This is a genomic window from Paenibacillus sp. NPDC055715, assembly GCF_053617595.1.
The window spans coordinates 219,577-245,085 of sequence record NZ_JBSHGA010000001.1 but is presented as its reverse complement, the minus strand read 5'-3'; the positions used below and the strand labels follow the sequence as shown (position 1 = coordinate 245,085).

General features: G+C 48.5%; 20 protein-coding genes and 3 pseudogenes. 17 read left to right on the top strand and 6 right to left on the bottom strand.

Annotated elements, in window-relative coordinates; translation table 11 throughout:
• Positions 1 to 125: 125 nt before the first annotated feature.
• From helD to ACWGOO_RS01185, 4 genes and pseudogenes are all read left to right on the top strand, one after another.
• Positions 126 to 2,504, top strand: a complete 2,379-nt coding sequence (gene helD, locus ACWGOO_RS01200) for an RNA polymerase recycling motor HelD (protein WP_452480788.1) — start codon at positions 126 to 128, stop codon at positions 2,502 to 2,504.
• 83 nt (positions 2,505 to 2,587) lie between these two features.
• Positions 2,588 to 4,429, top strand: a pseudogene (locus tag ACWGOO_RS01195) (adenine deaminase).
• A 161-nt stretch (positions 4,430 to 4,590) separates the two neighbouring features.
• A complete protein-coding gene (locus ACWGOO_RS01190) occupies positions 4,591 to 5,172 on the top strand; it encodes a Crp/Fnr family transcriptional regulator (RefSeq protein WP_452480786.1) in 582 nt (193 codons plus the stop codon).
• An 80-nt stretch (positions 5,173 to 5,252) separates the two neighbouring features.
• A complete protein-coding gene (locus ACWGOO_RS01185) occupies positions 5,253 to 5,594 on the top strand; it encodes a darcynin family protein (protein WP_342417431.1) in 342 nt (113 codons plus the stop codon).
• A 178-nt stretch (positions 5,595 to 5,772) separates the two neighbouring features.
• Here ACWGOO_RS01185 and ACWGOO_RS01180 read toward each other — a convergent pair whose 3' ends face one another.
• Entirely contained in the window at positions 5,773 to 6,762 is a 990-nt protein-coding gene (locus tag ACWGOO_RS01180) for a serine hydrolase domain-containing protein (protein WP_452480784.1), read from the bottom strand.
• A gap of 184 nt (positions 6,763 to 6,946) precedes the next feature.
• Between ACWGOO_RS01180 and ACWGOO_RS01175 the strand changes: the two genes are divergently transcribed.
• Positions 6,947 to 8,662, top strand: coding sequence for a methyl-accepting chemotaxis protein (locus ACWGOO_RS01175; RefSeq protein WP_452480782.1), 1,716 nt, complete (start codon positions 6,947 to 6,949; stop codon positions 8,660 to 8,662).
• A gap of 89 nt (positions 8,663 to 8,751) precedes the next feature.
• The gene (locus ACWGOO_RS01170) at positions 8,752 to 10,059 is read left to right on the top strand and encodes an MFS transporter (protein ID WP_452480780.1); all 1,308 of its coding nucleotides are present in this window, start codon (positions 8,752 to 8,754) and stop codon (positions 10,057 to 10,059) included.
• A 60-nt stretch (positions 10,060 to 10,119) separates the two neighbouring features.
• On the opposite strand, the pseudogene ACWGOO_RS01165 reads toward ACWGOO_RS01170, so the two are convergent.
• Positions 10,120 to 10,296, bottom strand: a pseudogene (locus ACWGOO_RS01165) (MFS transporter); the annotation flags it as partial.
• 288 nt (positions 10,297 to 10,584) lie between these two features.
• Positions 10,585 to 11,232: a fructose-6-phosphate aldolase gene (gene fsa, locus ACWGOO_RS01160; protein WP_354452659.1), complete on the bottom strand. Its 648-nt coding sequence runs from the start codon at positions 11,230 to 11,232 to the stop codon at positions 10,585 to 10,587.
• 165 nt (positions 11,233 to 11,397) lie between these two features.
• Between fsa and ACWGOO_RS01155 the strand changes: the two genes are divergently transcribed.
• The gene (locus ACWGOO_RS01155; RefSeq protein WP_452480777.1) at positions 11,398 to 12,081 is read left to right on the top strand and encodes a CBS domain-containing protein; all 684 of its coding nucleotides are present in this window, start codon (positions 11,398 to 11,400) and stop codon (positions 12,079 to 12,081) included.
• Positions 12,082 to 12,101: 20 nt separating this feature from the next.
• On the top strand, positions 12,102 to 12,722 hold the full coding sequence (locus ACWGOO_RS01150; RefSeq protein WP_452480775.1) for a TraX family protein: 621 nt from the start codon (positions 12,102 to 12,104) through the stop codon (positions 12,720 to 12,722).
• Between the two features lie 87 nt (positions 12,723 to 12,809).
• Here ACWGOO_RS01150 and ACWGOO_RS01145 read toward each other — a convergent pair whose 3' ends face one another.
• From ACWGOO_RS01145 to ACWGOO_RS01135, 3 genes are all read right to left on the bottom strand, one after another.
• Positions 12,810 to 13,808, bottom strand: coding sequence for a polysaccharide deacetylase family protein (locus tag ACWGOO_RS01145; protein WP_452480773.1), 999 nt, complete (start codon positions 13,806 to 13,808; stop codon positions 12,810 to 12,812).
• A 116-nt stretch (positions 13,809 to 13,924) separates the two neighbouring features.
• Positions 13,925 to 17,623: a non-ribosomal peptide synthetase family protein gene (locus ACWGOO_RS01140; RefSeq protein WP_452480771.1), complete on the bottom strand. Its 3,699-nt coding sequence runs from the start codon at positions 17,621 to 17,623 to the stop codon at positions 13,925 to 13,927.
• A gap of 143 nt (positions 17,624 to 17,766) precedes the next feature.
• Positions 17,767 to 19,536, bottom strand: coding sequence for a methyl-accepting chemotaxis protein (locus ACWGOO_RS01135; protein WP_452480769.1), 1,770 nt, complete (start codon positions 19,534 to 19,536; stop codon positions 17,767 to 17,769).
• A 469-nt stretch (positions 19,537 to 20,005) separates the two neighbouring features.
• Between ACWGOO_RS01135 and ACWGOO_RS01130 the strand changes: the two are divergent.
• From ACWGOO_RS01130 to ACWGOO_RS01090, 9 genes and pseudogenes are all read left to right on the top strand, one after another.
• Positions 20,006 to 20,421, top strand: a pseudogene (locus ACWGOO_RS01130) (GNAT family N-acetyltransferase).
• A gap of 114 nt (positions 20,422 to 20,535) precedes the next feature.
• Positions 20,536 to 21,204: a ribose-5-phosphate isomerase RpiA gene (rpiA, locus tag ACWGOO_RS01125; RefSeq protein WP_452480767.1), complete on the top strand. Its 669-nt coding sequence runs from the start codon at positions 20,536 to 20,538 to the stop codon at positions 21,202 to 21,204.
• The gene (locus ACWGOO_RS01120) at positions 21,204 to 21,650 is read left to right on the top strand and encodes a VanZ family protein (protein WP_452480765.1); all 447 of its coding nucleotides are present in this window, start codon (positions 21,204 to 21,206) and stop codon (positions 21,648 to 21,650) included. The genes rpiA and ACWGOO_RS01120 overlap by 1 nt, the downstream gene beginning before the upstream one ends.
• Before the next feature lie 179 nt (positions 21,651 to 21,829).
• Positions 21,830 to 22,288 (top strand): MarR family winged helix-turn-helix transcriptional regulator, encoded by a 459-nt coding sequence (locus ACWGOO_RS01115; RefSeq protein ID WP_452480763.1) that lies wholly within the window; start codon positions 21,830 to 21,832, stop codon positions 22,286 to 22,288.
• 177 nt (positions 22,289 to 22,465) lie between these two features.
• On the top strand, positions 22,466 to 22,630 hold the full coding sequence (locus tag ACWGOO_RS01110) for a hypothetical protein (RefSeq protein WP_452480761.1): 165 nt from the start codon (positions 22,466 to 22,468) through the stop codon (positions 22,628 to 22,630).
• Positions 22,631 to 22,769: 139 nt separating this feature from the next.
• Positions 22,770 to 23,063, top strand: a complete 294-nt coding sequence (locus tag ACWGOO_RS01105) for a hypothetical protein (RefSeq protein ID WP_452480759.1) — start codon at positions 22,770 to 22,772, stop codon at positions 23,061 to 23,063.
• Between the two features lie 20 nt (positions 23,064 to 23,083).
• Positions 23,084 to 23,638, top strand: a complete 555-nt coding sequence (locus ACWGOO_RS01100; protein WP_452480757.1) for a nucleotidyltransferase family protein — start codon at positions 23,084 to 23,086, stop codon at positions 23,636 to 23,638.
• 42 nt (positions 23,639 to 23,680) lie between these two features.
• Positions 23,681 to 24,103, top strand: coding sequence for a GNAT family N-acetyltransferase (locus tag ACWGOO_RS01095; RefSeq protein WP_452480755.1), 423 nt, complete (start codon positions 23,681 to 23,683; stop codon positions 24,101 to 24,103).
• A gap of 127 nt (positions 24,104 to 24,230) precedes the next feature.
• Positions 24,231 to 24,869, top strand: coding sequence for a GDSL-type esterase/lipase family protein (locus ACWGOO_RS01090; RefSeq protein ID WP_452480753.1), 639 nt, complete (start codon positions 24,231 to 24,233; stop codon positions 24,867 to 24,869).
• The last annotated feature ends 640 nt before the right edge of the window (positions 24,870 to 25,509 follow it).

Genomic DNA, 25,509 nt, shown 5'->3' with positions numbered 1-25,509 from the left:
ATTATAGCATGTTTCAAAGTTTAAGTCAATTCCCCCGGATCAGAGGGATACCATGGGTATGCCCAGGTCCATAATAGAGCATAGTTTAGCCCTGCGGTGGAGCAGGAGGAAACGGAACAGGAGTGATGTCAGTGACTACTGAGCAGCAATGGAACGAGGAACAACGGAGAGTAGAGGACGTGACTGCTGTCATTAGCGGGCGTATTCGGAAGCTGGAGACGGAGGTTGGCTCTGTACGCGGAGATGTCGTAGATATGCGTAAAGACTTTTGGGATGAGGTAACGATTAATTTCAGTGAGGCGGATGATGTGGGAGAGACATCCACCAGTTTACGTCAGCAATCTGAAATATTGTCGGAGCGGGAGCGCAGGCACAAGCATTCTACAGAGGCGCTAGGTCGTTTGAAAAAGCTGCTGGAATCACCGTATTTTGCACGTATTGATTTTGCTGAAGAAGGGCAGCCCGCAGAGCGTGTTTATCTGGGGATCGCCTCCCTGCTGGATAATCAGGACGAGGAATTTCTGGTCTACGACTGGCGTGCGCCTATTTCCAATCTCTATTACGATAATATGCCGGGTCCCGCTTCCTATAAGACGCCGGCAGGCGAAATGAAAGGAGAACTGACGCTTAAGCGCCAATTCTCGATCCGCGATGGACAGATTCGTTTCATGTTCGATACAGGGGTAACGATTGGGGACGAACTGCTTCAGGCGGTGCTGAGTCGTAGCTCGAATGCTCAGATGAAAAGTATAGTGGCAACCATTCAAAGGGAGCAGAATCGCATCATTCGTGATGATCGAAGCCGTATGCTCATCGTGCAGGGGGCGGCAGGAAGTGGTAAAACATCTGCTGCGCTTCAGAGAGTAGCGTATTTGCTGTATAAGTACCGTGACCGCTTACGCGCGGATCAGGTGGTGCTATTTTCGCCCAATCCGATGTTTAACAGCTATGTTTCGACGGTGCTGCCTGAATTGGGTGAGGAAAACATGCTCCAGGCGACGCTTCAGGAGTATTTGGAGCGCCGATTGGGCCGGGAGTTTCAATTGGAAGACCCTTTTGAGCAGCTGGAATATGTACTTTCGGCATCGTCGCAGACGGGGTATGAGGCCAGAATGGAAGGTATCCGCTTTAAGTCGTCCAAGACGTTTTTGCAAGCCATTATCGGATATAAGGGGTATTTGGAGCAGGAGGGTATGCGTTTTAAGCCGATCCGGTTCCAAGGGCGCGAGGTGGTTCCATTGGAGGAAATGGTGCGCAAGTTTTATGGGTTCGACTCCTCGGTGCCGCTGGCAAATCGACTGGAGTTCCTACGGGACTGGATGCTCAAGGAGCTGGCCCGTTTCGGTAAAGAAGAATGCTCTGCTCCATGGGTGGATCAGCAGATGGATCTGATGGAGCCGGAGGATTACCAGCGTGCTTATAATCGCATGCGACGTAAATCCAAGAATAAGGGCGATACCTTCGACGATTTTACACGTGAACGGGAAATATTGGCGCGAATGGTGGTCAGTGACCGCTTGAAGCCGTTGCGCAAATGGATCAAAGCGCTTCGTTTTGTGGACACGACCCGCTTATATGGTGAGCTGTTCCTGAATGAGACGTTGCTGAGCCAACTGGCCGATCACGCCGAGCTGCCTGATAGCTGGAGCGAAATCAGTCGTCAAACGCTGGAACGGATGCAGGCCGGGGAGTTGGCGTATGAGGACGTAACCCCTTTTTTGTATCTGCGTGAGCTGATGTTGGGTTTCCGTTCCAATAGCCATATCCGTCATGTGTTTATTGATGAAGCACAGGACTATTCACCCTTTCAACTGGCTTTTTTCAAACGTTTGTTTCCACAGGCCAAAATGACCGCGCTGGGCGATTTTAATCAGGCGATCTATGCGCATGCCTCAGTGCTTCAGGATGCGAAGCCTCTCTATGAGCTGTATGGAGCGGAACAGACTGAGATGATTTCCCTGACACGCAGCTATCGCTCGACACAGGAAATTGTGGAGTTTACCCGGGGAATGGTGGCTGGAGGCGAGCATATTGTACCGTTTAACCGCAAGGGTGAGAAGCCTCGTGTTACGGAGGTACGTTCGCGTGAAATGCTGCATCGTCTGATCGTCCAGAACATCTCGGAATTGCTGGCAGAAGGCTATGAGTCCGTGGCGGTGATCTGCAAAAATGCCGAAGAAAGTGCGGCAGTCTACGAAGCGCTCGAAGAAGAGATGCCCGTGAAGCCAAGGCTAATCAAGAAGACAACTCCGGCTTTTGAAAAGGGAATTCATATCATTCCGGCTTACCTGGCAAAAGGCGTGGAATTCGATGCGGTCCTGATCTATGACGGATCAGCGGAGCAATACCAGCGTGAAAGTGAGCGCAAGTTGTTCTACACCGCATGTACGCGGGCCATGCATTTGCTGCACATCTATACAATAGGCGAAATTACACCGTTCGTGAGTTCGCAGGAATCGGATACGTATACCCGTAAAGTGGAAGAAAGTGATCCTGTTCTGTAAGACTGGCATAATTGTGTGTATTCCAGTAACATAAGCAAATAATCAAAACAGGTAAGAAGCATAAACGGAGGCTCCAAAACGTAATGGACATGAAGAGTATATTTCAACGCCCGCCGCTGACCGGACTGTGTACCCGAGCGGGTAGCTACAGCTAGGGGGAACGCAAGGCATCGCTGGTTATCCGCGGAGGAACGCTGGTCGATGTGGTATTGTTCGAATGATTACTGGGAATGTATATTGCTGTGCAGGGCTCCCGTATCGCATACGTCGGTCGGGACGTTAGCCATATCATCAGAGAAGACACCGTGATCATTGAAGCGGAAAGCCGCTATATGGCATCGGAATTACTGGACGGACACTGTCACATCGAAAGCACGCAGCTTACCGTAACGGAGTTTGCAAAAGCGGTGCTGCCGCTCGGCGTGACTGGTGGTTTCTTTGACCCGCATGAAATTTCCAATGTACTTGGTCTGAAAGGGCTTCGCCTGATGCTCGATGAAGCACGCACGACGCCGCTGGCTGCCTACATGCAGGTGGCATCTTGTGTTCCGTCCACAGGGCCGGAGCTGGAAACGACAGGGGCCTCCTTCGGCCCGGCGGAAGTCGCGGAAGCCTTACGCTGGGGCCCGGATATGATCGGGCTGGGCGAAGTCATGAATTTCCCGGGCGTCGTCTATGGAGACGATGTGATGATCGGGGAAATTCAGGCCACGCTGCGCGCGGGCAAGGTGGCGGACGGCCATTTTACATGGGCCTCCGACGATTGGCGGCTGCCGGTATATGCAGCCGCAGGGATTACGGGCGACCACGAATGTGTCACGCCCGAGGATGTAGCCGAGCGTATCCGGCTCGGCATGTACGCCAAAATGCGGCAAGGCTCCGCATGGCATGATGTGGCCGAGACCATCCGTGCCAGCACGGAAATGGGCCTCGACACCCGCCGCATGATGCTGGTGACGGATGACCGCAGCGCGGAATCCTTGCTCCATGAGGGGCAGATGGACTTCGTCGTCCGTCATGCCATTGCTCAGGGCGTCAAGCCCGTGACCGCGTTTCAGATGGCTACGCTGAATACGGCAGAGCGCTTCGGCGTAGCACGGGATATCGGCTCGATTATTCCGGGCGCGATTGCCGATATTATTTTACTCGATGGCCGTCTGGCCGAAGTGAACGTGACCGCTACGATTGCGGCGGGGCAGTTGGTGGCCGAGCATGGGCAAATGGTCACCGATTGGGAAGGCTTCGCTTATCCTGCGGAAGTGATGGACACGGTCCGTCTGGGACGCGACCTGAGTGCTGCGGATTTCCGCATTGCGGCTCCAGTACAGGAGGGGAACGTACCTGTACGAGTGATTCGTGTCACGGAAAATCATGTGGACACGAAGGAAGTGCAGATGACCGTTCCGGTCCGCAATGGTGAGGTCACGGCAGATCCAGCGCAGGATCTGTGCAAAATAGCCGTCTTCGAGCGGCATCATGGCAGTGGCAGCCACGCGGTGGCACTCGTGACAGGCGTCGGTTTCACCGAGCCTGCCGCCATTGCCATGACCGTGGCGCATGACAGCCACAATCTGCTCGTCATTGGTAACGATGACGAGCTTATGACCCAGGCGGCGAAGCAGGCCGTGGCTATGCGCGGCGGCGTGGTGGTCGTGTCCGCCTCGGGCGAGACGCGCTTCCCGCTGCCTATCGCCGGGCTGATGTCTCCTGCGCCGTTTGCAGAGGTGGCTGCGCAGTCCGAGAGCATCAGTCGGGCACTTCAGCAATCCGGCTGTGTGCTGAACAACGCGCTGATGACATTGTCACTGCTGGCGCTGGTCGTCATCCCTGAAATCCGCCTGTCGGATCAGGGACTTGTTGTGATCGGAGCAGACGGTATCCGCAAGGTATCGCTCTTCGTGGAAGAAGATGCTGCGGAAGCCTGACAAGATACTTTGCCCATACGGGCGTAACTACGATATGTGTTTTTTTGAAAGGGGGGGGGTATCCTACAAGGTCTGTAAAGACTGGAGGGATAGCCCCTGTTTTTTACATTTAATAACAAAAAAAGTTTCCTTCTATTAGAATTCCGGGGAGCAATGAGCATATGCATCAGTATTATCGTTCATTAGAGAAGGTGGCTTATCAAGCCTCGATTGTAGAGCAGGATTGGAACAGATTTGTAGAACGAACCCATGTGAAGCATGTGCAGCAGGGTACGTATCTGATCGAAACGGGTGGACCCGTGAATTATGCCTATTTTTGCTCAGAGGGATTATTCCGTTTATTTTACACTTTGGCAGATGGCAGGGAGTATAATGTTGGCTTTTCGCCAGCAGATGATTACGTAACCTCTTACGGGGCTATGGTTCAAGGGCAACCGTCGACTTTTACCATTGAGGCTATGGAGGATTCGGTAGTCATTGAAATCCCTTATGATGTACTGAAGGAGCTTATGGATACAAGCCATATGTGGGAAAGATTCGTGCGCAAGAGTGTAGAGAGACTATATATTCGAAAAGAGGAGCGGGAACGCGAACTATTGTATCTCTCCGCCAAGGAACGTTACCATGCCTTTCTTCTCAAATATCCCGGATTGGACAAACGAATTGCCCAATATCATATTGCTTCGTACATCGGTGTATCCCCCGTTTCGCTTAGCCGATTGCTCCGCAGCGATCCGCATTAACATAGGTTAATGCAGCTTGGGGGACAAGCAGAGTACAATAACGTTAGTCATTCGAGCTTTATAAAAAAGGGGATAGGCATATGCGTTATATGATGATTGTATTATTGGAATTTTATCCTTCCTGGTTGGCTTTGCCTCGGGAAGAGCGTCGAAAACATGCGGGGTCCTTGCAGGAGAGCATTCAAAAATATAGCGAGCATGTTCAAGTTCGTTTTTTTGATGCAGAGGCGCTTCCCGGCAAGGATTACACCGATTTCGTCGTATGCGAAACGGAGGATATGAGACAATACCACTATATGTGGGAAGAAATTCGTGACTCGGAGCCGTACACCAAGGGATATATGAAGATTAAAGATGTGGTCATGGGGATGGAAAATGCCTTTCAGTCCTATGAGTCAGAAATACTACAGATGGAAAAATAACATTAATACCAATTTAAAAGAAGGCGAATTTCTGTGCTGTTCATATTCAGCTTGGAGTTCGCCTTTTGCCTTTTTGCCATCATTGAGTGATTACGGTGAAGGCTGAGGGTGCGGTTAAACCATGGTCACTGGTACTGAGAGGGAGTCACGAGGCTATTCAAGTCGAGGATGGCAGAAGTCAAGCGGGCAGGCCCTTTTTCTGCTTTGGAATTGCCAGTTCCCCTTGCTGAACAAGCATCGGTACGATGTACTGCCTGAATATATCCACAGGAGTCCGCTTCTTTTTGAATTTGTCAGCAGTAACGACAACCACCATGTCATAAGATGGGACGACAACAATGTATTGACCGCCAAAGCCGAGCGCGTAATAATAATCCGTTTCAGTGCTTTTCTCCGTTTCGTCTGAAAAGGAAGAAGCCCACCAGTGCCAGCCGTAAAAGGCTTTTTGTGGTTTGGCCGCTGGAAGGAGCGCACGGGTGGACTGTCGGACTGTCTCCACCTGGATGAACTGACGACCTTCCCGACTTCCTTCGTGCAGATAAAGCAGGCCAAATTGGAGCATATCCATGGGTTTAAGATGCAGCCCAAATCCTCCAGTATGAGTACCCTGAGGATCGGTTTCCCAGTGGTAGTTTTCGATACCCAGCGGTTGGAATAACTGCTGCTCGGCAAATTCAGCTACCGCTTGTCCAGAAGCATGACGCAAAATGGTAGCCAAAAGCTGAGAGCAGCCGGAGTTGTACTCCATTCGCGTACCTGGTACATCAGCCAGCGGTTGCGACAGCACAAATTGCACCCAGTCTGATGTTCGGCTCATCGTTGGAAATGAATTTTGCCCGCCAAATTCAGTCCAGTTAAAGCCCGCGGACATCGTTAACAGATGTGCAATCGTAATATCACGTTTTCGTATATCACTGTCCTCGGCAATCTGGGGGAAAAATTCGAGGATAGGCGTGTCTGGTTGCGGTACGATTTGCTGATCCATCGCCATGCTGGCTAATGCGGCAATCACGCTTTTGGTGCAGGAATTTATTTTATAGAGTTCATTCGCGAATTGAGGTTCACGGTAGTATTCCAGTATCATGTTCTCCTGCTGAACGATCAGGCAGCTACGAATTTCCAGCTCGGTAAGCCCGCGAACAAGCGGTGTAAGTTCCAGACTACTCAAGTAAGTCCCTCCTTGACATTTATAGTACATAAGTAAATAGTATATCATTACATATTAATTCACCACATTGTCACAATTACATTGAAAAATCTATACACTTTTCTCGTTTCGGTCAAAACTTCTCTAAATTAAACGATATATAGTAAGTTGACATTATATTCAGACATAACTGGGGGACCGATTCATGAATTTAACGATCAAGGCCAAAATGATTCTTAGTGCGCTGCTTATTCCGGGTGTCATTGCAGCTATGCTGCTGACAAATTACATTCTGAGTGTGCACAATGAGAACGAGTATAAGGATATTATGAATCGTGAGGAGACCATTGTATATAATTCAAAGTCTCTTCAGTTTTTGTTGAACGGGATATCCAATGACGAGCGTGGATATTTGCTGACCCGGGACGAACAGTATGGAAAAGAGTTCGAAAACAAGCAGAGCGAAATCGTGAAGCTGCTACAGGAAACGGAAGCTTTGCTTGATGCAGATAATGGGGATTCGAAGAAAAAGATGGATGACCTGAAAACGGGAATCAATACCTATTTTAACCGTGTCCATGGCTTACTGAATACAGCGGGTTACCGAAGTACGAAGGACATGTTTCCACCGTTTTCGGATTTACTCGATATGTTTGAAAATGAACGGGTTCAACGAAAGCAGCTTGATGTGAAAATGATGGCGTTCGTCAAAGCTCAGGAGGACATGGTAGAGGCGAAAATACAGCATGCGCACCAAACCATGACGAACACAACCTGGATTACGAGCATTGTGGGCTGTCTGATCATCATTTACAGTATTGCACAATCGGTCATTTTGATTCGTTCGATCCGACCGTTGCACCATATGAATGAACAGTTGCTGGAGATGTCCGAGGGCTCAGGAGATTTGCACAGCCGACTCGATATTACGTCCAAAGACGAAATTGGCATGATTGCCAGCTCGTACAACAAGCTGATCGCGGGCTTTCGCAATATTATTGTGGATGCTCAGGATACGGCTCGTACGTTATCTGTGACGGCCGAGCGGGTAAGCCTGAGCACTGAAGAAATGAATCAGGCTAATCGTCATACTTCCGGTGTGATGGAAGAACTTGCAGCAGGTATGGAGCATCAGGTCGATGATATTACACGCACCATCGATACAGTGAAGGAGCTTGCTGAGGGACTCAACCATATTGCGGTGACGAGCCAGCAGGTATATGAGCTGTCTGATACGGCTGCCAGAGATGCGGAAGCAGGGGAGCAATCCATCGGTCAGGCGATGCGGCAGATGGAAAAGGTAAGCAAAAGTGTAGATAGCTCTGCTCGTGCTGTGCATCTGCTCAGTGAACAGGCTGAACAGATTGGAATGATCGGTTCTGTCATTACTGGTATTGCCAAGCAGACAGGGATGCTGGCGCTTAACGCGTCGATTGAAGCCGCCAGAGCAGGGGAACAGGGCAGGGGATTTGCTGTCGTAGCATCTGAGGTAAGAAGGCTGTCTGATCAGGTATCCGTTTCAGCAGCGGAAAATACACAATTTGTGCAGCATATTCAGGACCATGTGGGTAATGTCGCATCAACGATGCAAGCCGGAACAGTTGAAGTGCAGTCAGGAGTGAAGATTATGGAATCGGCTGAAACGGCATTTCGCCAGATTGGCTGCTCCATTCAGCAGGTCAGCGAACAGGTTCACAGTGTAAATCAGTCTGTGGAACAGATGTCTACCGGATCAGGGCAAATGGTGGAAGCCGTGGAGCGTATCCGTGAAGTAGCGGAACAGTCCGCAGGTGGAACCCAGAGCGTCAGCGCAGCCGCTGAGGAGCAGCTGGCTTCCATAGAGGATATCTCGTCATCCATTCATACGCTGGCAGAAATGTCGAAATTGCTGAATGCAAGGGTTGGAGAATTTAAGGTATAGTTGTATAAATTCACACCAATGCAAACACAATAACAACTGTTGAACCATTTTGAACAGCTGGTTATTACTTTTGCAAAGGTGGTAACGGGATGCAACAAAATAAAGGAAACCTGCTTGCATTAGGTTCCATCCCGCTGATGATGACGCTGGGCAATTCTATGCTGATTCCTGTTTTGCCGGAAATCGGACGTAAGCTACATGTCAGTTCCTTTCGCGTTAGCATGTTGATTACGGTATATGCGGTAGTTGCCATTTTGCTAATTCCAATCGCGGGCTATCTCTCCGACCGATTTGGTCGCAAGGCGGTGATTGTACCCTGTTTAATCATGACGGTGATTGGCGGGGGAATTTCTGCGGTGGGGGCATGGCTGCTTCATGATCAGGCGGCGTACTGGACCATTATTGGGGGACGGTTGCTTCAGGGGGTCGGAGCGGCGGGAGCTTTTCCCATTGTCATTCCGCTCGTGGGAGATTTGTATGAGAACGAGGAAGAAGCCAGCAAAAATCTGGGTGTAGTTGAGACATACAATACATTCGGCAAAGTGCTAAGTCCGATACTGGGTGCGGCATTGGGAGCAGTCCTTTGGTTTTTGCCATTGGCAGTGATTCCGGGCCTCTGTATGATTTCGCTCATTTTGGTGCTTTGGCTGATTCATGCGCCCAAACGTAAGAACCAACCGGTTACGTTTCGGGAGTTTGTGGGAAATGTGAAGCAGGTGCTTGCTGAAAAAGGACGCTGGCTATATGCTATTTTCGCCGTGGGTGGCATTTGCATGTTTGTCATTTTTGGCGTCCTGTTCTACTTATCTGACATACTGGAAAGTCGTTATAACCTTCGCGGGGTCTGGAAAGGGTTCGTGTTGGCAATTCCGCTGGTTTCTCTATGTCTGTGCTCTTTTATCGGAGGAAAGATCATCGGTAAGCACAAAAAACGGATGAAATGGATCGGTTTTGGCGGATTAGCCGTATTGACGATCAGCTTGGGCATTCTCGGATTTTTTCAACATATTTATGCGATGATCGGACTGTTTACATTGGGGGGAGCCGGAATTGGACTGGCACTTCCTTGTTTAGATGCCCTGATTACGAAAGGGATTGAAAAAGAGGAGCGCGGAACGATTACCAGCCTGTACAGCAGTATGCGCTTTGTTGGGGTGTCACTAGGTCCTCCGGTTGTATCCTTGCTGATCGGAAGCAGTGGACATGGTTTGCTTTTTGGCGTGATGGTCGGAGTGGGCGGAATTGCGGCTCTGCTCATGCTGTTTGCGGTCAAACCGAAGCAAGATGAACCCTCAGAAAAATCCGGTGAACGTACAAACATGACTGAGGGGCAGACAGACGTATCCAGGGAAAATCCGCTCTCTTCCAAGTTGAGACGCAAAACCCCGGCAAAGTAAGAGCGATCTAAAAACAAAGAGCACCCGATTCCATGAAGTCATGGTGTTGGGTGCTCTTTGCGCTCCGGCCCCGAAATCGAGGGAGTACAGAAACATACCGTTTGCCATGCCCCGCTGCTCGGGTGACACGACCTGAATCATCCACGTTTGTAAAGTTGGCTGCATTACGCCAAAACCTATGCCATAGCAAAGAGCAGGCAGATACATGAAGGCGTCACTATGCGCGTAGGAAAGCAGGAACTCCTTATCATTTTACACGAGTATGCAATGTATCGATGATTGCTCATTTCGACGCTATATTGCTCAGCCCTGCTGGTAGAGGATCGGGTTGACTATATGTCTAGCTATCTGAAATCGGTTTACGTAGATCATGGTGAGGATGTGCCTGAACGCTGGAGAAACTTGATGCGGCCTCTGGCAGATTTGCGAGCTATGGAGTGAAAATGATGCGGACGCAAAAAGAACAGCCCGTAATATGCGGGCTGTGCGGGTTTAAAGCAATATAGTTTTGCCGTTTCGGGCGAATTAGGCTTTAGGTACAGTTTCCCAGTCCTTCAGGAAGCGTTCAATACCGCTGTCAGTCAGCGGGTGTTTCCACAGGGAAGGGAGCAGGGAGCCAGGAATGGTGGCAATATGCGCACCAGATAGAGCAGCATCTTCCACATGCTTGATGTTACGGATGGAGGCTGCAATGATTTCGGCTTTCAGACCATAAATGTCCAAAATCTTTCTCAGGTCACGAATCAGCTTCATACCATCAACGGCGATATCATCCAGACGTCCTACGAACGGGCTGATAAAAGTAGCGCCAGCTTTGGCAGCCATCAAACCTTGAGCCGCGGAGAAAATCAGCGTTACATTCGTTTTAATCCCGTTCTTGGTCAGTTCGTTACAAGCATACAAACCGTCTTCAGTCATAGGCAGCTTAATAACAACGTTTGGTGCCCATTTGGCAATCTCATAAGCTTCCTTGAGCATATCCTCGGCTTTCAAGCCAATGACCTCAGCACTTACGGGGCCTTCAACGATACCGCAAATCTCCTGAATGACTTCCTTGAACACCCGGCCTTCTTTAGCGATCAGCGAAGGGTTCGTAGTTACACCATCAACCAGACCCAAACGTTCAATACGTTTGATTTCTTCAATGTTACCAGTATCCAAGAAAAATTTCATTTGATTTCCTCCTCAGGGTTGTATAATTCATAATACATATCACACGCCATGTACATAAGCTAAATAAAAGGTGGCATATTGCACACGTTAAACTTTTAATTAGTATGTATTATATACTTAATTGTGACACATTTTAAAATTGAAAACAAGCTGTCTTTAATTATAATGTATACTACCCCATTCTATAAGGAGGTAATCATTATTCAACTGTCTGACAGACAGCGGGAAATTGTTGATATTGTCCAGCGCCTGGCGCCTGTTACGGGGGATAAAATCGCTGAGGAGTTGGGGCTGACGAGACCGACTCTCCGTTCCGATCTTGCTTTGCTCGTCATGCTCGGTCTGGTAGACGCCAAGCCGAAGGTGGGATATCTGCCGGGCCGTTATCCTAAATATGACAGTCATATCGGCACCATGCTCAAAAAGCTTACCGTAGCTGATGTGCTCAGTGATCCGATTTTAATTTCCGGTGACGCTACGGCTTACGATGCGGTGCTGATGTTGTTTCAGCAAAATACAGGCACGTTGATGGTCACGGGAGAGGATCAGGAGCTGATCGGAATTGTCACTCGCAAGGATCTGCTGAAGGTGACACTGGGGCATACCGATCTTCACGCCGTTCCGGTAACGATGGCAATGACGCGACGCGCACAAATGACGACATTGACTCCGGGGGATTCTCTACTGGAGGCAATATCTAGGCTCGTTCGTCATCAGGTCAATTGCCTTCCAGTTATGGACGAGCAGTGTATGGAGACCTCCTTCATTCAAGCCCATAGATTGGTGGGTCGGGTTACCAAAACGGACATCATGAACGCTATTTTGAGCTTGACGGAAGAGAAGACGTAGAAGAAAAAAGGGGGCCTTATATGTACTGGTTGGCCATGCTGACCATGCTGATTGATCATGTCGGACTCGTATTTTTCCCAGCTGATCCGGCCTGGAGAATTGCCGGCAGGCTTGCTTTTCCACTCTATGCATATGCGCTGTATACGGGGTATGCCCACACCCGGAATATGCGAAGCTATATGCTTCGCTTGCTCGGAATCGCCCTGATTTCTCAGGTGCCTTATATACTGGCGTTTGATGTGTATAGGCCGAACGTGGTCTGGACGCTGTTGATCTCGTTGCTGGTGCTGGCTGCTGCGTCGCGATTGAAGAATTGGGCGGCTATAACAGGCTTATATGTGCTCACAGCTCTGGTCATGGAGCTTAGCCTGATGGATTACGGTGCCTACGGGCTGCTGCTTGTCCTCATTTACCGCTACACCTGTTCCTATATTATGGTTGTGGCGCATTTTGCGCTGAACGTCGTGTATGATTTGGTGCATCACGCGAATCTCCAGCATTTTAGCCTGCTGTCCACCATTCTTATCGCATGTTTTGCATCCGGGGAAAGCAACTTTTATAGACGGGTACCGGGCTGGTTGTGGCGCAGCTTTTATCCAGTGCATCTGGCTGTTATTGCGGCCATTCGGCTCTGGTCCTAATCATAAGCTCATAACTTCAAAAATCAGCAAAAGAACCTTTGAAACCACGATATACATGGTTTCAAAGGTTCTTTTTTATTCCAAAGTTTAGGATGCATTGTTAGGACCTTGGGCAAAAGGCAACGGCCGTTCCGGAGCGCCTTCCTTCATATATTGCACCAATACTTCCGGAATATTGTGTATCCCACCTGCATTAACGCGATAGCCATTCGTTTGTCCAGGTGAGTTAATGCCACGCTTCACTGTGAAGGTAACGTCAATGCCCAAGGCGCGGCAAATTTCCAGCGTTTCCTTGGTATATCCTCCATACGGAAAGGCAAGGACGTTGCGATCATTGTGAAGATGCTTGAACAGCTTCTTGTCGGCGGTGTCCAAATCGTTGTAAACTCGTTGCTTGAATTCGTCCTCGGTTTCCATACGCCCCAGTTTTTTCGAATATACCGGACCCATGAGAAGCGGTTTTTCCTTGGTGCGTGCTACATTTGCGTACCCATACATGTGCTGATCATTGGTGTGATTGTAGAAATCAACACCTTCAGAATGCATGTGCTGGATTTGCTCCCACGTCAGCTTCGGAATACCGATGTGCTTGGGATTACTGATCGTGGATGTAATGAGAAAATTGGTTGCTGGTACACGGTACTTTTTCAACACGGGAAAGGTGTCTGTATAAAAAGATTCATAGCCGTCGTCGAAGGTCATAAGTACAGCATTATCGGGCACCTTGGCTTTATGCAGAATAAAGTCCGTATATTCTTTCATCGTGATCCAGTGGAAGCCGTTGGCTTTCATTTCATCCAGTTGCTTCGTCAAATTACTGAGCTTGAGAGCGCCGGGATCGGGTGGAGTTTTGGTTACCTCATGATACATCAGGACAATAACCTTGTCTTGGTAATATACTTTATCCGGCGTTGGTGTCAGAGAGAATAGATGTCGTACTAGCCGATCTGCATTAGCCGTACGTGTACGGTGAGTCCCTTTAGCAATGGGTGGATGGTAGGTAGCGCGTGCTTCGTACACCAAAATCCCTAAAATAGCTAACATGCTCATAATAAGCATCGTTCTTTTGAATATGACGTGTTTCATGTGATGACATCCCCCGCATGCAGAAATTCTAAAAGTACAGATATGTAAACCAGATATCTGTCAGCAAAATATAGTCTATCATATCTAATACACACGGGGGAAATATCACAACTTTGTTACCTCTGTGTTGCTTTTGCGGATACCGATGACGCGATAGGGAAATAACCGATCTCAACCGCATGCTGGATCATATTTCGAATAAACTCCAGATCGGTTGCCGGGCACTGAACACCAGCCTGATCTAGTAGCGCGGCGGTCACAGGGCAGCCATATCGGTAAGCGGAATCCTTGGCCCCGTCCCCTTCCAGCTGACCCATAGCAAGGTACAACGCATCCTCCTGAATGCCGGAAGAGGGGTTCAGCAGCCAAGCGCTGTAATCGTCAAAAGCCATCGTTTCTACTGCATAGCCAAGCTGGTTGACCATAGCGATCAGCTCATCATACGGCAGTGGGTTCGGATTACAGATATGGAAAATGCGGTTCGTGCTTTTTTGATGCACGGACAGCTCTACAATGGCGCGGCTCGCATAGTCAATCGGCGTAAAGTCCGTATGCCAATCAGCCTGTGGTGCTTTGCCCAGCAGCAGCATGGCCTTCATCATCCGATAGTAGGCGTTGCTGTCGATGTTGCGCTGAAAGCGTCCGTTAGCCGAGTGGGCCGTCAGATTGCCTGCACGATAGATAGAGACAGGTGTGCCCGACTGAGCCGCTTGGAACAATAGCCTCTCCGCTGCGAGCTTACTGTTCGTGTAGAGGCTGTCCACCTGTAGCTCGTCCGGGAAGGAGGACAGCTCCAATACGGATTCCCATTGTCCTTCATTCGCCAGATCCTCCGGTATACCCATGGTTGAGACATGATGGAAGGATACACCCGGCTTGGCCTGAGCAATTTTCAGCAGTTCCAGTGTTCCGGTTACATTCGTACGGTCAAAGGCAGCCGAATCACCAAAATGGCGAACGTCAGCGGCGCTGTGAATAATGCCGTCAATATGATGCTTCAGCATATGGCGGTCAGCGGCAGAGAGGCCAAGGTCTGCCTGCTCCAGATCACCGTACACAGCTTCGACCCGCCCTTCGATCAGGGCGGAGAGGGCATCTTGTCCAAAATATCCTGCCAGTACAGCTTGAATACGCTCGATGCCGGATGGCCCGTCCTGTGATGGGCGTACCATTGCGTACACTTTGGCTTCTGTCCGTTGAAGCAGGTCATACAGAATGTGCGAGCCGAGATAACCCGTAGCCCCGGTCAATAAAACAACATTCATGTCGCGCAATTCAGCTACACCCGCAGTGTCCGACAGCTCGATAGGATACTCATTCAGGTCTGTTTTTTCTTGTGGAACCGCTAGTGCTTTGCGTTGCGGCGTTTGTTTCGTACCCAGTTGCTCCACGTATTCGGCAAGCTCACGAACGGTTTTGTAGCGGAAAAAGTCTCCAATGCGTAACGCGCCATAACGTGGCTTCAAAATAGCCAGCACATGAATGACACGAAGGGAGTCGCCACCGATCAAGAAGAAGTCATCCGTTGCGCCAATGTTGGTTTTGCCAAGTACCTGTGTCCATGCTTCGGCAATGAGCGTTTCAGTTCCTTCACGGAGAGGTTCTCCGCCGTAGGAGCTGTTGGATACCTCGGGAAGCGGAAGCAGGGCCAGCTTTTTGCGGTCAATCTTGCCAGTCGGTGAAATCGGCATGGCTTCCAGATGAACAATATGGCTCGGCACAAAATAGGAAGGCAGCTTGGCCGCAATATAAGACTGAATCACGTCCTGCCGAATGGACTGTCCGTCCGAAGTGGTGTAATAGCCGACCAGCATATTTTGATTCGTGTGATCCTTGACAGCTACGACAGACACGTCCTGAACGCCCGGATGCTTGGAGAAATGATCTTCAATCTCTCCGATTTCGATCCGGTTACCCCGGATTTTGAGCTGTGAATCCTTCCGGCTTACGTATTCAATCGTACCGTCTGACAGCAGCTTGGCGATATCGCCTGAGCGATACATTTTTTCACCCGGAACAAATGGGTTGTCCACGAACGATTGTGCCGTCCGTTCTGGCTGATGGAGGTAGCCATGAGCCAGTGCCGGCGTAGCAATGCATACTTCTCCCGGAATGTTAATCGGGCATAGCTTGTTATCATCGTTGACGATATAGACTTTGTAGTTGTAAATTGGCTTGCCGATCGGGATGTTGACGACGTGCTCAGGCACAGCACCACGAACCCGGTGGGTCGTCGTCGCTACGGTGCACTCTGTCGGTCCATACACATTAACGATGTCTGTATCTGTACCGAATTTGCTTTGGAACGCCCGAACTTGTGAGCCGTACAGCGCCTCGCCTGCCACGGTGACAATTCGTACCTTAGCCAATTTGTGGTAGCCCTCGTCCGACAAATACGTGGACAGCTGATTAAAGAACACGGTTGGCAAGATGGTAATGATCGTCGTGCCTGTGCGTGCGATGGCTTCTGCGAATTCTTCAACAGACACGCGTTCTTCGGAGGACAGCAGGTACAGCTTGGCACCGTAGAACAAGGCTCCAATCGTATCCCAAACGGAAGCGTCAAAGCTATAGGTGGCGAATTGAGTCAATACATCCTGAGGTGTAATGTCGCAATCGCGCTGTACGACAGCCCCCAGGTTAACGACGCCACGGTGAGCGATCAGGGCACCTTTCGGCTTGCCTGTCGAGCCGGACGTATAAATCACATAAGCGAGATCATCCGGTCCTACGTTAACGTTCGGATTGCTTGCGGCATATCCTGCCAGAGGCCCGTTAATGGCCAGAATTTCTTTTACCGTCTCAATGGAGCCGCATAGTTCAGCAGCTTGCCCGGCGAGCGCGGAAGTGGTGAGGACGAAGGGAGAACGCGTGTCCTCAACGATGTAGCTGCTACGGTCGGCTGGATGGGCTGGATCGACAGGTACGTATACACCCCCGGCTTTCAGAATACCAAGCAGGGAAATGACGGTTTCTAGACTTCGTTCCATGAAAATGGTCACGAATTCGCCTTTGGCAAGACCTTTGGACAACAGCACACGTGCGACTTGGTTTGCGCGTTCGTTTAGCTCACGGTACGTATACTCTCCGGCATGGGAAGCGATAGCCGGACGCTCAGGATACTGCGAAGCGGCTACCTCGAACATTCCATGAATAGTCTGATGCTCAGGATACTTCACAACTGTATTATTTAAGGCTTCATGAGCAGCCCGATCTGCTTCGGATAAGATGTCAACCGAATTGACAAGGGCATGGCTGTTGGTTAGTGCGCCACGCAGTAGCAGTTCGAAGTATTCTGCATACCGGACAACCGTTGTTTCCAGAAGAAGTGAATCATCATACCGAATCTGTATTTGGTAAGTGCCGTTGCTCTCGCTAACAGCCCAGTTCATGATACGAGGCTCTGTACCTTCATCTGCCAGCAGATTTGCTGAAAACGAGGTATCAGCTTGCGGGTCTGCCAGATAAGCCTGGGGTTTGTGGAGCATGTCCTGAAACAAGCCTGCCAGCTCGTGGAAAGTAGTATTCTTTTCCATCGTCAGCGAAGCCGTGAGTATACCGGATTGAGGCACCAAAGTAGAGAAAGAGACTTCTTCTTCTGCGGACAGACGGTACAGCCATGCTGCATACACAGACAGAAGCAAGGCATGTTGTTCTTCCGCCGGCGTTTGCTGATGCAAGAGCTTCGAGATGGATGGATCTAACTCTACCTGATAAGCAGAGTATGTATGCTCGTGTTGCAGACGTGCAAAATCCAAAGGAACCAGGAATGGGGAGGGCGCTGTTTGTGTACTGTTTTGTAGTAATGAAGCCATGACGTTAACCTCCTAAACGATGATGTCTTAATATGAATGCTAAAGTCAGTAAATGTATCCGATCCCTTCAAATGCATGAATAGGCGGGAGGCACTACCTAACGACTTACTTATGAAATAAGTTTTAAAGTAGGTAAATGAAAATTATGATTTGGTGCGGTTAGGGTTCGCAGTTTTAAAGTAAGAAGTAATTTCCTGAAGCTCTTCCGACATGGATGACAGCTTATGGGACGATTCAATGATGGAATCCAGAGAAGCTTTTTGTTCCTCAACCGTCTGCACAATGTGGACACTGTTGCCTGCTGTCTTGCTTACGTTGGAAGAAAGATCATCCGCTGTCGCTGTCATTTCCTGTGTACCGGCGGATATTTCCTCGGTAGCGCTGGATACTTCTTGAATTTTCCATGCTACTTTTTTGGTTGCTTGAAGAATGTTATTGAACAGCTCACCGGCTTGTCCGGCTACGACGATTCCGTTTTGTGCCTCAACGTTGCCTTGTTCCATCGACTTCACAGCCTGTCCGATTCCGCTTTGGATCTCTTCAATCAGCGGTGTGATTAGTTCCGTTGCATCCGCTGTTTGTTCTGCCAGCTTGCGTACTTCGCTGGCAACCACGGCAAAGCCTTTACCTTCTTCACCGACACGCGCTGCTTCAATAGAAGCATTCAGGGCGAGCAGGTTTGTCTGGCTGGAAATGCCTGAAATCGTACCAATGATGTTACCAATTTCCTGTGAACGGTCGTCCAGTAACTTGATAATGCGGGATGTATTCGTAACCGTATCGGTAATCAAATGCATTTGTGAAGAAACTTTGCCCACGATTTCGTTGCCTTCATTAGAACCCTTCTCTACCGAATTGACTTCCTCTGCCACGGTGGCGGAACTGGCGGCAATATTTTGAATAACCGAGGCCATTTCAGCCATGGCACGTGCGCTATCGCCCGTTGCTTTTTCCTGCGAACGAATATTTTCCGTAATTTCATTGATGTTCTGATTAATGATGTTCGAATTGATTCCGTTTTGTTCGCAGATCGCGAGCAATTCCTTCGCCGATTCATTCACTTCATTAGTTGTCAGCTTCACTTTGGTCATAATGCTGTTAATATGACTTACCATATCGTTGAAGTTGCTATTCACTACGCCCAGATCGTCTTGACCTGCTTGAATCTGAACATCCAGATTTCCTCGGCTTACTTCACTGATACCGTACACCAGTTGTTTAATAGGGGATAGCGTACGTTTCACGACCCAATATTGGAGCGCCAAGCAAATGAGCAGGAAGATAGTCAGAATTATAGCACCACTGATCAGCAGCTTGGTCAACCCGGCAGGTACAGCGGTTGCATTTGCATCGAAAGCAAAATATGCAAAGATTTTGCCGCTTGAATCTTTAAGCGGGTACGTCAAGGTTGTCCACGTACCAAAGCTGTCTTCATAGAAACTGGTAAATGCCGGTTTTCCGGTATCCAGCATATTGCTTACACCTTCTGCGACTACAGTGGGTTGCTTGTACATACTGCCGACATCCAGTTTATCTTTTTGGAATGCTTCTCTTAGATCGGTAGGCATCGCTACAATAGAGGTCTTGTTACCATCTTCAAGCTCGGTTCCGAAAATATAAGCATGAGAGATATTCGGGTTCGTCGCTGTGATGTTATCCAGGTAAGCTCGGAGTTTGGCCTGAACGGGACCATTAAAACTTTTTTCCTGAACGGCATGGGATACTTCATTCACATTAATGCCCTCAGCCCACTTTAATGTAATTTTTTCCACTTGCCCATGTAACTGGTCTATCAAAATCGTACGCTGGATCAAATAGCTGGATACTATGAGGACTAACCCGATCAATACGATGTTGAAGAAAGATAATAATAAGTTCTTGGTGAAGAAAGATAAGCTACTCCACTTTTTCAAAATGCTTCACTCCCTGGTTGTAATTTTGTATATGGTGTTGAACCGGTTATCGAATGAGATAATTTAGTTCTCCTTACAAACATAATAATTAAGGCGATAGACCTCTTGATTTTTTTAAAAATAGGCATTTAGTCTTTTTTTAGATAATTATGTATCTCTATATATGTCGTACGATAAGCCCTTGAAATGAATACCTTGCTCAATTAAAATTTAATTTTTGCTAGGTAATTCTTGTGTTAATTTAAGCAATTCCATTTTGTGCTTCAACTTGAAATTCAAATTCAAATTCATTTCTGGCTTCGAGTAGGTATCCAATAGAAACCATCATACTTTATATTAGAGTCAAATGCACTTATGAATTTGGGACATTTTTCATATTAGGTGTTGAAAATGCTTGGTTTGCCGCTGTTTTTGTGGATTCCTTGCACAATGAGTCAATAGCCACGACATAGGAAGAGGGATGAAGAGAATGTCCAGGCTTACAATTGTAAAGGTTGAAAGCAATCATGCAGATCCGCATGAATGATTTAAAGGATGGATAAGGGTTTATTGGAATCGTATCCTTATAATGGAGTTTATTTAATTTATTTTTCCAGTCCAAAAGTTAAAGAAATGATTTTCGCTGTTGTGTATTCGGCTGCAAAACCGGGCGTTTGTGGCGGACTTAGGCCTATAGATGCGGAAGAGATGGAGCTTAAACGATTTTATGTCGATTCTTCTTATCGCAGGCAAGGCATTGCCGTCAGTCTGTTAGTTTTTCTGGAAGGTGAGGCCCGGAAACGAGGCACTGTAAGAATCAAGCTGGAGACAGGGGCTGCTCAACCTGAAGCCATTGCTCTCTACACGAAGCAGGCATATGAGCTTATTGAACGATTTGGTGAATAGGAAGAGGATGAAAATAGTCTTTGTTACGGTTAGAACCTGACAGTGTCTTTATAAAACGTTTTCATATAAAATGAATGATGAACTATACTAGCCTATAAAGCGGGAGAGATGATCATGAATTTGAAGCAAAAAGCAGCTGAAAAAGCAGTTGAAGCCATTCAGGACGGCATGAAAGTAGGACTCGGCACAGGCTCGACGGCTTATTGGGCCATTCAAAAAATAGGTGAGCGTGTGGCGCAAGGCTTACATATACAGGCCGTAGCTACTTCCCAAGCCTCGGAGGATCAGGCCAGAGAACTGGGAATTCCCATCGTTCCATTGGATCAGATTGGACGACTCGACGTAACCATTGACGGAGCGGACGAGGTGAATGAGCAGCTTGTTCTGGTGAAGGGCGGAGGCGGAGCTTTACTGAGAGAGAAAATCGTGGAAAGCAACAGCAACCGGCTAATTATTATTGTGGACGAGTCCAAGGATGTGAAGGTGCTGGGTGCATTTCCATTACCAGTCGAAGTCGTACCTTTTGCCAGTGTATGGACGTTGGAGGCATTACAGCAGACAGGCTGCCAGGCTGAATGGCGCATGAAGGACGGTGAGCGTTTTCTTACGGATAACGGCAATTATATTGCAGATTGTCATTACGGAACCATTGAGAACCCGCAAGAACTGGAAATTCGATTGAATCAAATTCCGGGTGTGGTTGATAACGGACTGTTCATTAACATGGCGGACCAGGTTATCATCGCACGGGCCAATGGACAGATTGATGTTCGAAACAAGTGATGCCTAGCGTCCGTCTGCTTCGTACTATGGCCTTCGTGGTATTCATTTTATATACGGGACTGTTATTATACTGGATGTTTCTTGGTTTTGGACGCACATTACGACTGGGTCCTCCATATTCGTATAATATGGTTCCATTGGATACGATTGGGCGATATCTGAGGGCGGCGAAGTCCTTTCCTTTCCGGGTGTGGGGTGTTAATTTGCTCGGTAATATGGGTATATTCGTCCCGTTTGGCATCCTTCTGCCTATCATTTGGGTACCCTTACGCAGATTAGGTAGCTTGCTGCTGACAGTGGTGGTCGCGCTGGTCATTCTTGAAGTGTCCCAAATGCTGCTCGGCGCAGGCACGATGGACGTGGATGATGTGATCCTGAATGTACTGGGCATGCTTATTGGCCGAGTTGTTTACGAGCTTCTACGAAAGAGGTTAGGGATTGAATGATGAAAGCCCTGCTCTCACGAACAGTGCCTCTGGTACCAATTGGAGACGGGCTTTTTTACATATTAGACTGTAATTTTCTCATAATACCTTATTAACAAAGGGATACAACGGTTGAGCTTGACAAAAGTTTGCAATTAATATATCTTTGAATAAAGATATGAGTAACGGAGGCTGTTAATATGTCTGTAAAATCAGATCATCAGGACTTGGCGCTTAACTTGTTTGTTGTGTTGGCTAGAGCCTATAATTCGGTCACATCCCGCACGAATCGGGATATTCATAGTCATGGATTGAACACGACGGAATTTGGTGTGCTCGATCTGTTGTATTATCGTGGACCGCAGCCCTTGCAGAAAATTGGTGAAAAGGTGCTGATCTCCAGCGGAAATATTACGTACGTCGTAGATAAACTTCAGAAAAAAAAACTGCTTACCCGGCGTGCATCACAAGATGATCGGCGTGTGATTTATGCTGAACTGACTGACGAGGGACGTCAATTCTTTGTGCAAATATTTCCACAGCATCATCGTGTCATTATGGAGACAGTAGATGGATTATCTATGGAAGAGAAGGAACAGGCCATTTATCTGCTCAAAAAGTTGGGGCTAACGGCTGAGGGGCAGAAAAGTAACGACTAATACGCTGCGAATATCCGTGCTAAATGTGCTTTTAGATAAAATACCGGTTTCCCGGTATTTTATTTTTTTGTCGTCATTTTGGGCAACGGGGTTAATGTAGAGGCGGAAATCAGGTATAATTGACGAATAGTCACGTCCGGATGGCGACATCCATGAGTTTCCCCTTTCCATACAGGGATGATCGTATCGGTCAGTTCATTAGTTGGCATTTTTGCCAGCTTTTACGGTGGATGTATTTCGGACCCGATCGGACGGCGTAAAGTGATGCTAGTGTCCATCGCCAGTTGGGCGCTTGTATTCATGGCATTTGCGTTGGCTGAAGCAGCCTGGCCTTTTTCGTGATCAATGCTCTGAGTGGACTGTGCAGATCCTTGTTCAAGCCAACCTCGCGGGCGCTGTTATCAGATGTAACCCCCAAGGAGAAAAGACTGCTCATCTACAATATGAGATATGCGGCGATTAATGTAGGGTGGCAGGGCCGGTGCTTGGTTTAATGTTGGGATCGGCATCCTCGGGTACACTGTTTATGGTAGCGGCTGGTGTGTATGCGTTATACGGGGTGTTGCTGTTGATCCAATTTGCTCGGTATGCATCAGATCTGCGTACAGGGGTAACGGCGGAAGAGGCTTCACTGCAGATGGATGAGGCGTTCCGTACAGCCAGTCGTGATCTGGTGTTTATGCCCATTTTGCTGGAGGCGGTATTTTGCGTCATGGGTTATGCTCATCGGATTGCGGCTCGAGGAGGGAAGTCCATGCAGCAACTGTCATCATAAAAAAGGGAGCTGAGTGCAGGATGAAGTCGGAAGAAGATGTGCTACGAATCATACAATATATGAATGATCCGCAGGTGCTGGAAGACTTGCGCTATGTGCGAGAGCTGAGGCTGCCGCAAGGCTGTATTGCCGCAGGTTATGTACGTAATCGGGTATGGGACAAGCTGCATGGTTATACAACTCCTACGCCTTTGAATGATATAGATGTTATTTATTTTGACCCGAGAAATACGCTGGAGGAACGGGACGAGCACCTTGAGCTGTCCTTGAACCGCAAGCAGGCGGGACGCAACTGGTCTGTCAAAAATCAGGCGCGGATGCATCTTCGCAACGGGGCAGCTCCTTATGCTTCGGTAGAGGATGCGATGAGCTGTTGGCCGGAGACGGCTACGGCAGTAGCGGTTAGATTGAATGACGAGGACCAAATGGAGATCGTTTGTCCGCATGGATTAAATGATCTGCTGGATATGAGGGTACGCCAAAGTCCGTTGTTCCGCCACACGACGGCTTTTCGTCAGCGTGTATTTGAGAAGCAGTGGCTGGATAACTGGCCGTTGCTTATGTTGGAGAACTAGAGTGTAATCCCCATTTCAGGTTATAAGGAGAGACGACGAACGATGTTTAAAAGTATAAAAACAGATTCAGATCGTGAGGAGGTTCTGGAGCTGTTAACCTACGCCGTGCTGGATCACCCTGAACGCGGAGAGGCAGCTTTACGTACCTATCAAGCCTCGGATGACTGGAAGCTGTTCGGTGTAGAAGATGAAGGACTTATTGTAGGTATTGTCGGATTTGAGGAGCAGGAGGATGGAACAACCGTAATTCGGCATCTGGCCGTGTTGCCCGAAAACCGTCATAGAGGATATGCCAGAGGTATGCTGCTTACGCTCATTCAGGAGCGTAATCCGAAACGGCTTACTGTGGACACGGATGCGGAGGGGGCAGATTTCTTCCGCAGCGTGGGCTTTGCCGTATACGGATCGGAGGACTTGTCCGAGGGCGGGCAATTTCATTGTGTGTATGAAATGGACGAAGAATAAGCGAATCACCGGGTCCCGCGTCTCTTTTTTTACATAAGATATGTTATGGTCGTGAATTGACATCATTCTCATGTAAAAGTTGATGTGCCTTTGGTTGCAAAGGCATTAGCAGGGGAGGTGGGTTCCAATGGGTTACCACTACACGGCTATAGGAGATTCATTAACGACAGGTGCGGGGACGCTGCTGACTGGCGGATTTGTGCCTACCTATCGGCGGATGGCGGAAAAACGTCTTCGTACTCCAGTCAGTTACGAGAATTTGGGGATCAACGGGCTGACATCGCAGGAGTTGCTGTCATTGGTCCGCAACAATCCGCATTTTCGGTCGGCGTTGAGCCGGGCTGAACTCATAACGGTGACGATCGGCGGGAATGATCTTCGTCCATACGCCAATGCTCTTGCTGGAGGCTCCGGTTCGTCTGCATCGTCCATTCCGCAAGCGCTGAACCGCACGAAAGAACATGTACGCCAAATCGTACATGCCCTGTATCAGATAAAGTTTGGCCAGCATGAGCCATTTATCATTCGGATGGTAGGGTTGTATAATCCTTTTCCGGGCGTGCGGGAGGCGGGGATATATGTGCACCAATATAACTCATTTCTCACTACGCTGGGCGGGCCGAATTACCGGGTGGCGAACATTTACCCTGCGTTTGAGGGCTGCGAACGGGTGCTGCTCTCGCTGGATCGGGTGCACCCGAACAGCCGTGGCTATCGCGTTATTGCGGAGGAGCTGGATCGGCTTGGCTATGCGCCTTTACGGTGAGCGTAGAAGGAATTTGCAACAGAAAAAAGAGGTTCATCATGGCAGTAGTATCTGACCATCGTGGACCTCTTTATCTTTATCTTTAGCTGAACGGAACCCTTTAAATTTCTAAAATAGCTTTCAGCTTGGTACAGTCTTCTAATAATGCAGGTAACTGCTCCCAAAAAAGGAGGAGTGCTTTCACGTGGGCTGTCTCCACGTTTTGTTCGGACAGTTCACCCTGTAGCCTGCTTAAGATTTGCATATGTTCATTCTGGATGGCTTCATCTAATTCGATTTGTTTCCTTTGGTCCAGATATGTATGGACTCTCCATAAACATCTACTCCAAAATCGACCCTCAGGCTGGATAAATTATGCTCAAGACGATCCATAGCATGCGTAATTTTTTCTTCCTTGGAACCGATTAAAGGGACGGAGTATACCAGCAAATGAATTCTGTTCTTGTAGATCCGGCCCAGCGCAATCAAGTAAAGCTGTCTCAATTTTTCCCGATCAGGGAGCTGATGCTTGAGGTTTAGTTCCTGTCTTTTTAAGGGTTATTAGCATGGTGAGGTTTCGAGGAAGCGTAAAACAGGCAGTGTGAAGTAGTGTGTGTTCATTTATGATGTTCGATGTACATTCTTACCAAAAAGTTGATTT

Excerpts from the sequence above, each read along its gene's own strand:
- helD (WP_452480788.1), top strand. The coding sequence starts at position 126 with ATGTCAGTGACTACTGAGCAGCAATGGAACGAGGAACAACGGAGAGTA.
- ACWGOO_RS01190 (WP_452480786.1), top strand. The coding sequence starts at position 4,591 with ATGCATCAGTATTATCGTTCATTAGAGAAGGTGGCTTATCAAGCCTCG.
- ACWGOO_RS01185 (WP_342417431.1), top strand. The coding sequence starts at position 5,253 with ATGCGTTATATGATGATTGTATTATTGGAATTTTATCCTTCCTGGTTG.
- ACWGOO_RS01175 (WP_452480782.1), top strand. The coding sequence starts at position 6,947 with ATGAATTTAACGATCAAGGCCAAAATGATTCTTAGTGCGCTGCTTATT.
- ACWGOO_RS01170 (WP_452480780.1), top strand. The coding sequence starts at position 8,752 with ATGCAACAAAATAAAGGAAACCTGCTTGCATTAGGTTCCATCCCGCTG.
- fsa (WP_354452659.1), bottom strand. The coding sequence starts at position 11,232 with ATGAAATTTTTCTTGGATACTGGTAACATTGAAGAAATCAAACGTATT.
- ACWGOO_RS01155 (WP_452480777.1), top strand. The coding sequence starts at position 11,398 with ATGTATACTACCCCATTCTATAAGGAGGTAATCATTATTCAACTGTCT.
- ACWGOO_RS01150 (WP_452480775.1), top strand. The coding sequence starts at position 12,102 with ATGTACTGGTTGGCCATGCTGACCATGCTGATTGATCATGTCGGACTC.
- ACWGOO_RS01145 (WP_452480773.1), bottom strand. The coding sequence starts at position 13,808 with ATGAAACACGTCATATTCAAAAGAACGATGCTTATTATGAGCATGTTA.
- ACWGOO_RS01140 (WP_452480771.1), bottom strand. The coding sequence starts at position 17,623 with ATGGCTTCATTACTACAAAACAGTACACAAACAGCGCCCTCCCCATTC.
- rpiA (WP_452480767.1), top strand. The coding sequence starts at position 20,536 with ATGAATTTGAAGCAAAAAGCAGCTGAAAAAGCAGTTGAAGCCATTCAG.
- ACWGOO_RS01120 (WP_452480765.1), top strand. The coding sequence starts at position 21,204 with ATGCCTAGCGTCCGTCTGCTTCGTACTATGGCCTTCGTGGTATTCATT.
- ACWGOO_RS01115 (WP_452480763.1), top strand. The coding sequence starts at position 21,830 with ATGTCTGTAAAATCAGATCATCAGGACTTGGCGCTTAACTTGTTTGTT.
- ACWGOO_RS01110 (WP_452480761.1), top strand. The coding sequence starts at position 22,466 with ATGATCGTATCGGTCAGTTCATTAGTTGGCATTTTTGCCAGCTTTTAC.
- ACWGOO_RS01100 (WP_452480757.1), top strand. The coding sequence starts at position 23,084 with ATGAAGTCGGAAGAAGATGTGCTACGAATCATACAATATATGAATGAT.
- ACWGOO_RS01095 (WP_452480755.1), top strand. The coding sequence starts at position 23,681 with ATGTTTAAAAGTATAAAAACAGATTCAGATCGTGAGGAGGTTCTGGAG.
- ACWGOO_RS01090 (WP_452480753.1), top strand. The coding sequence starts at position 24,231 with ATGGGTTACCACTACACGGCTATAGGAGATTCATTAACGACAGGTGCG.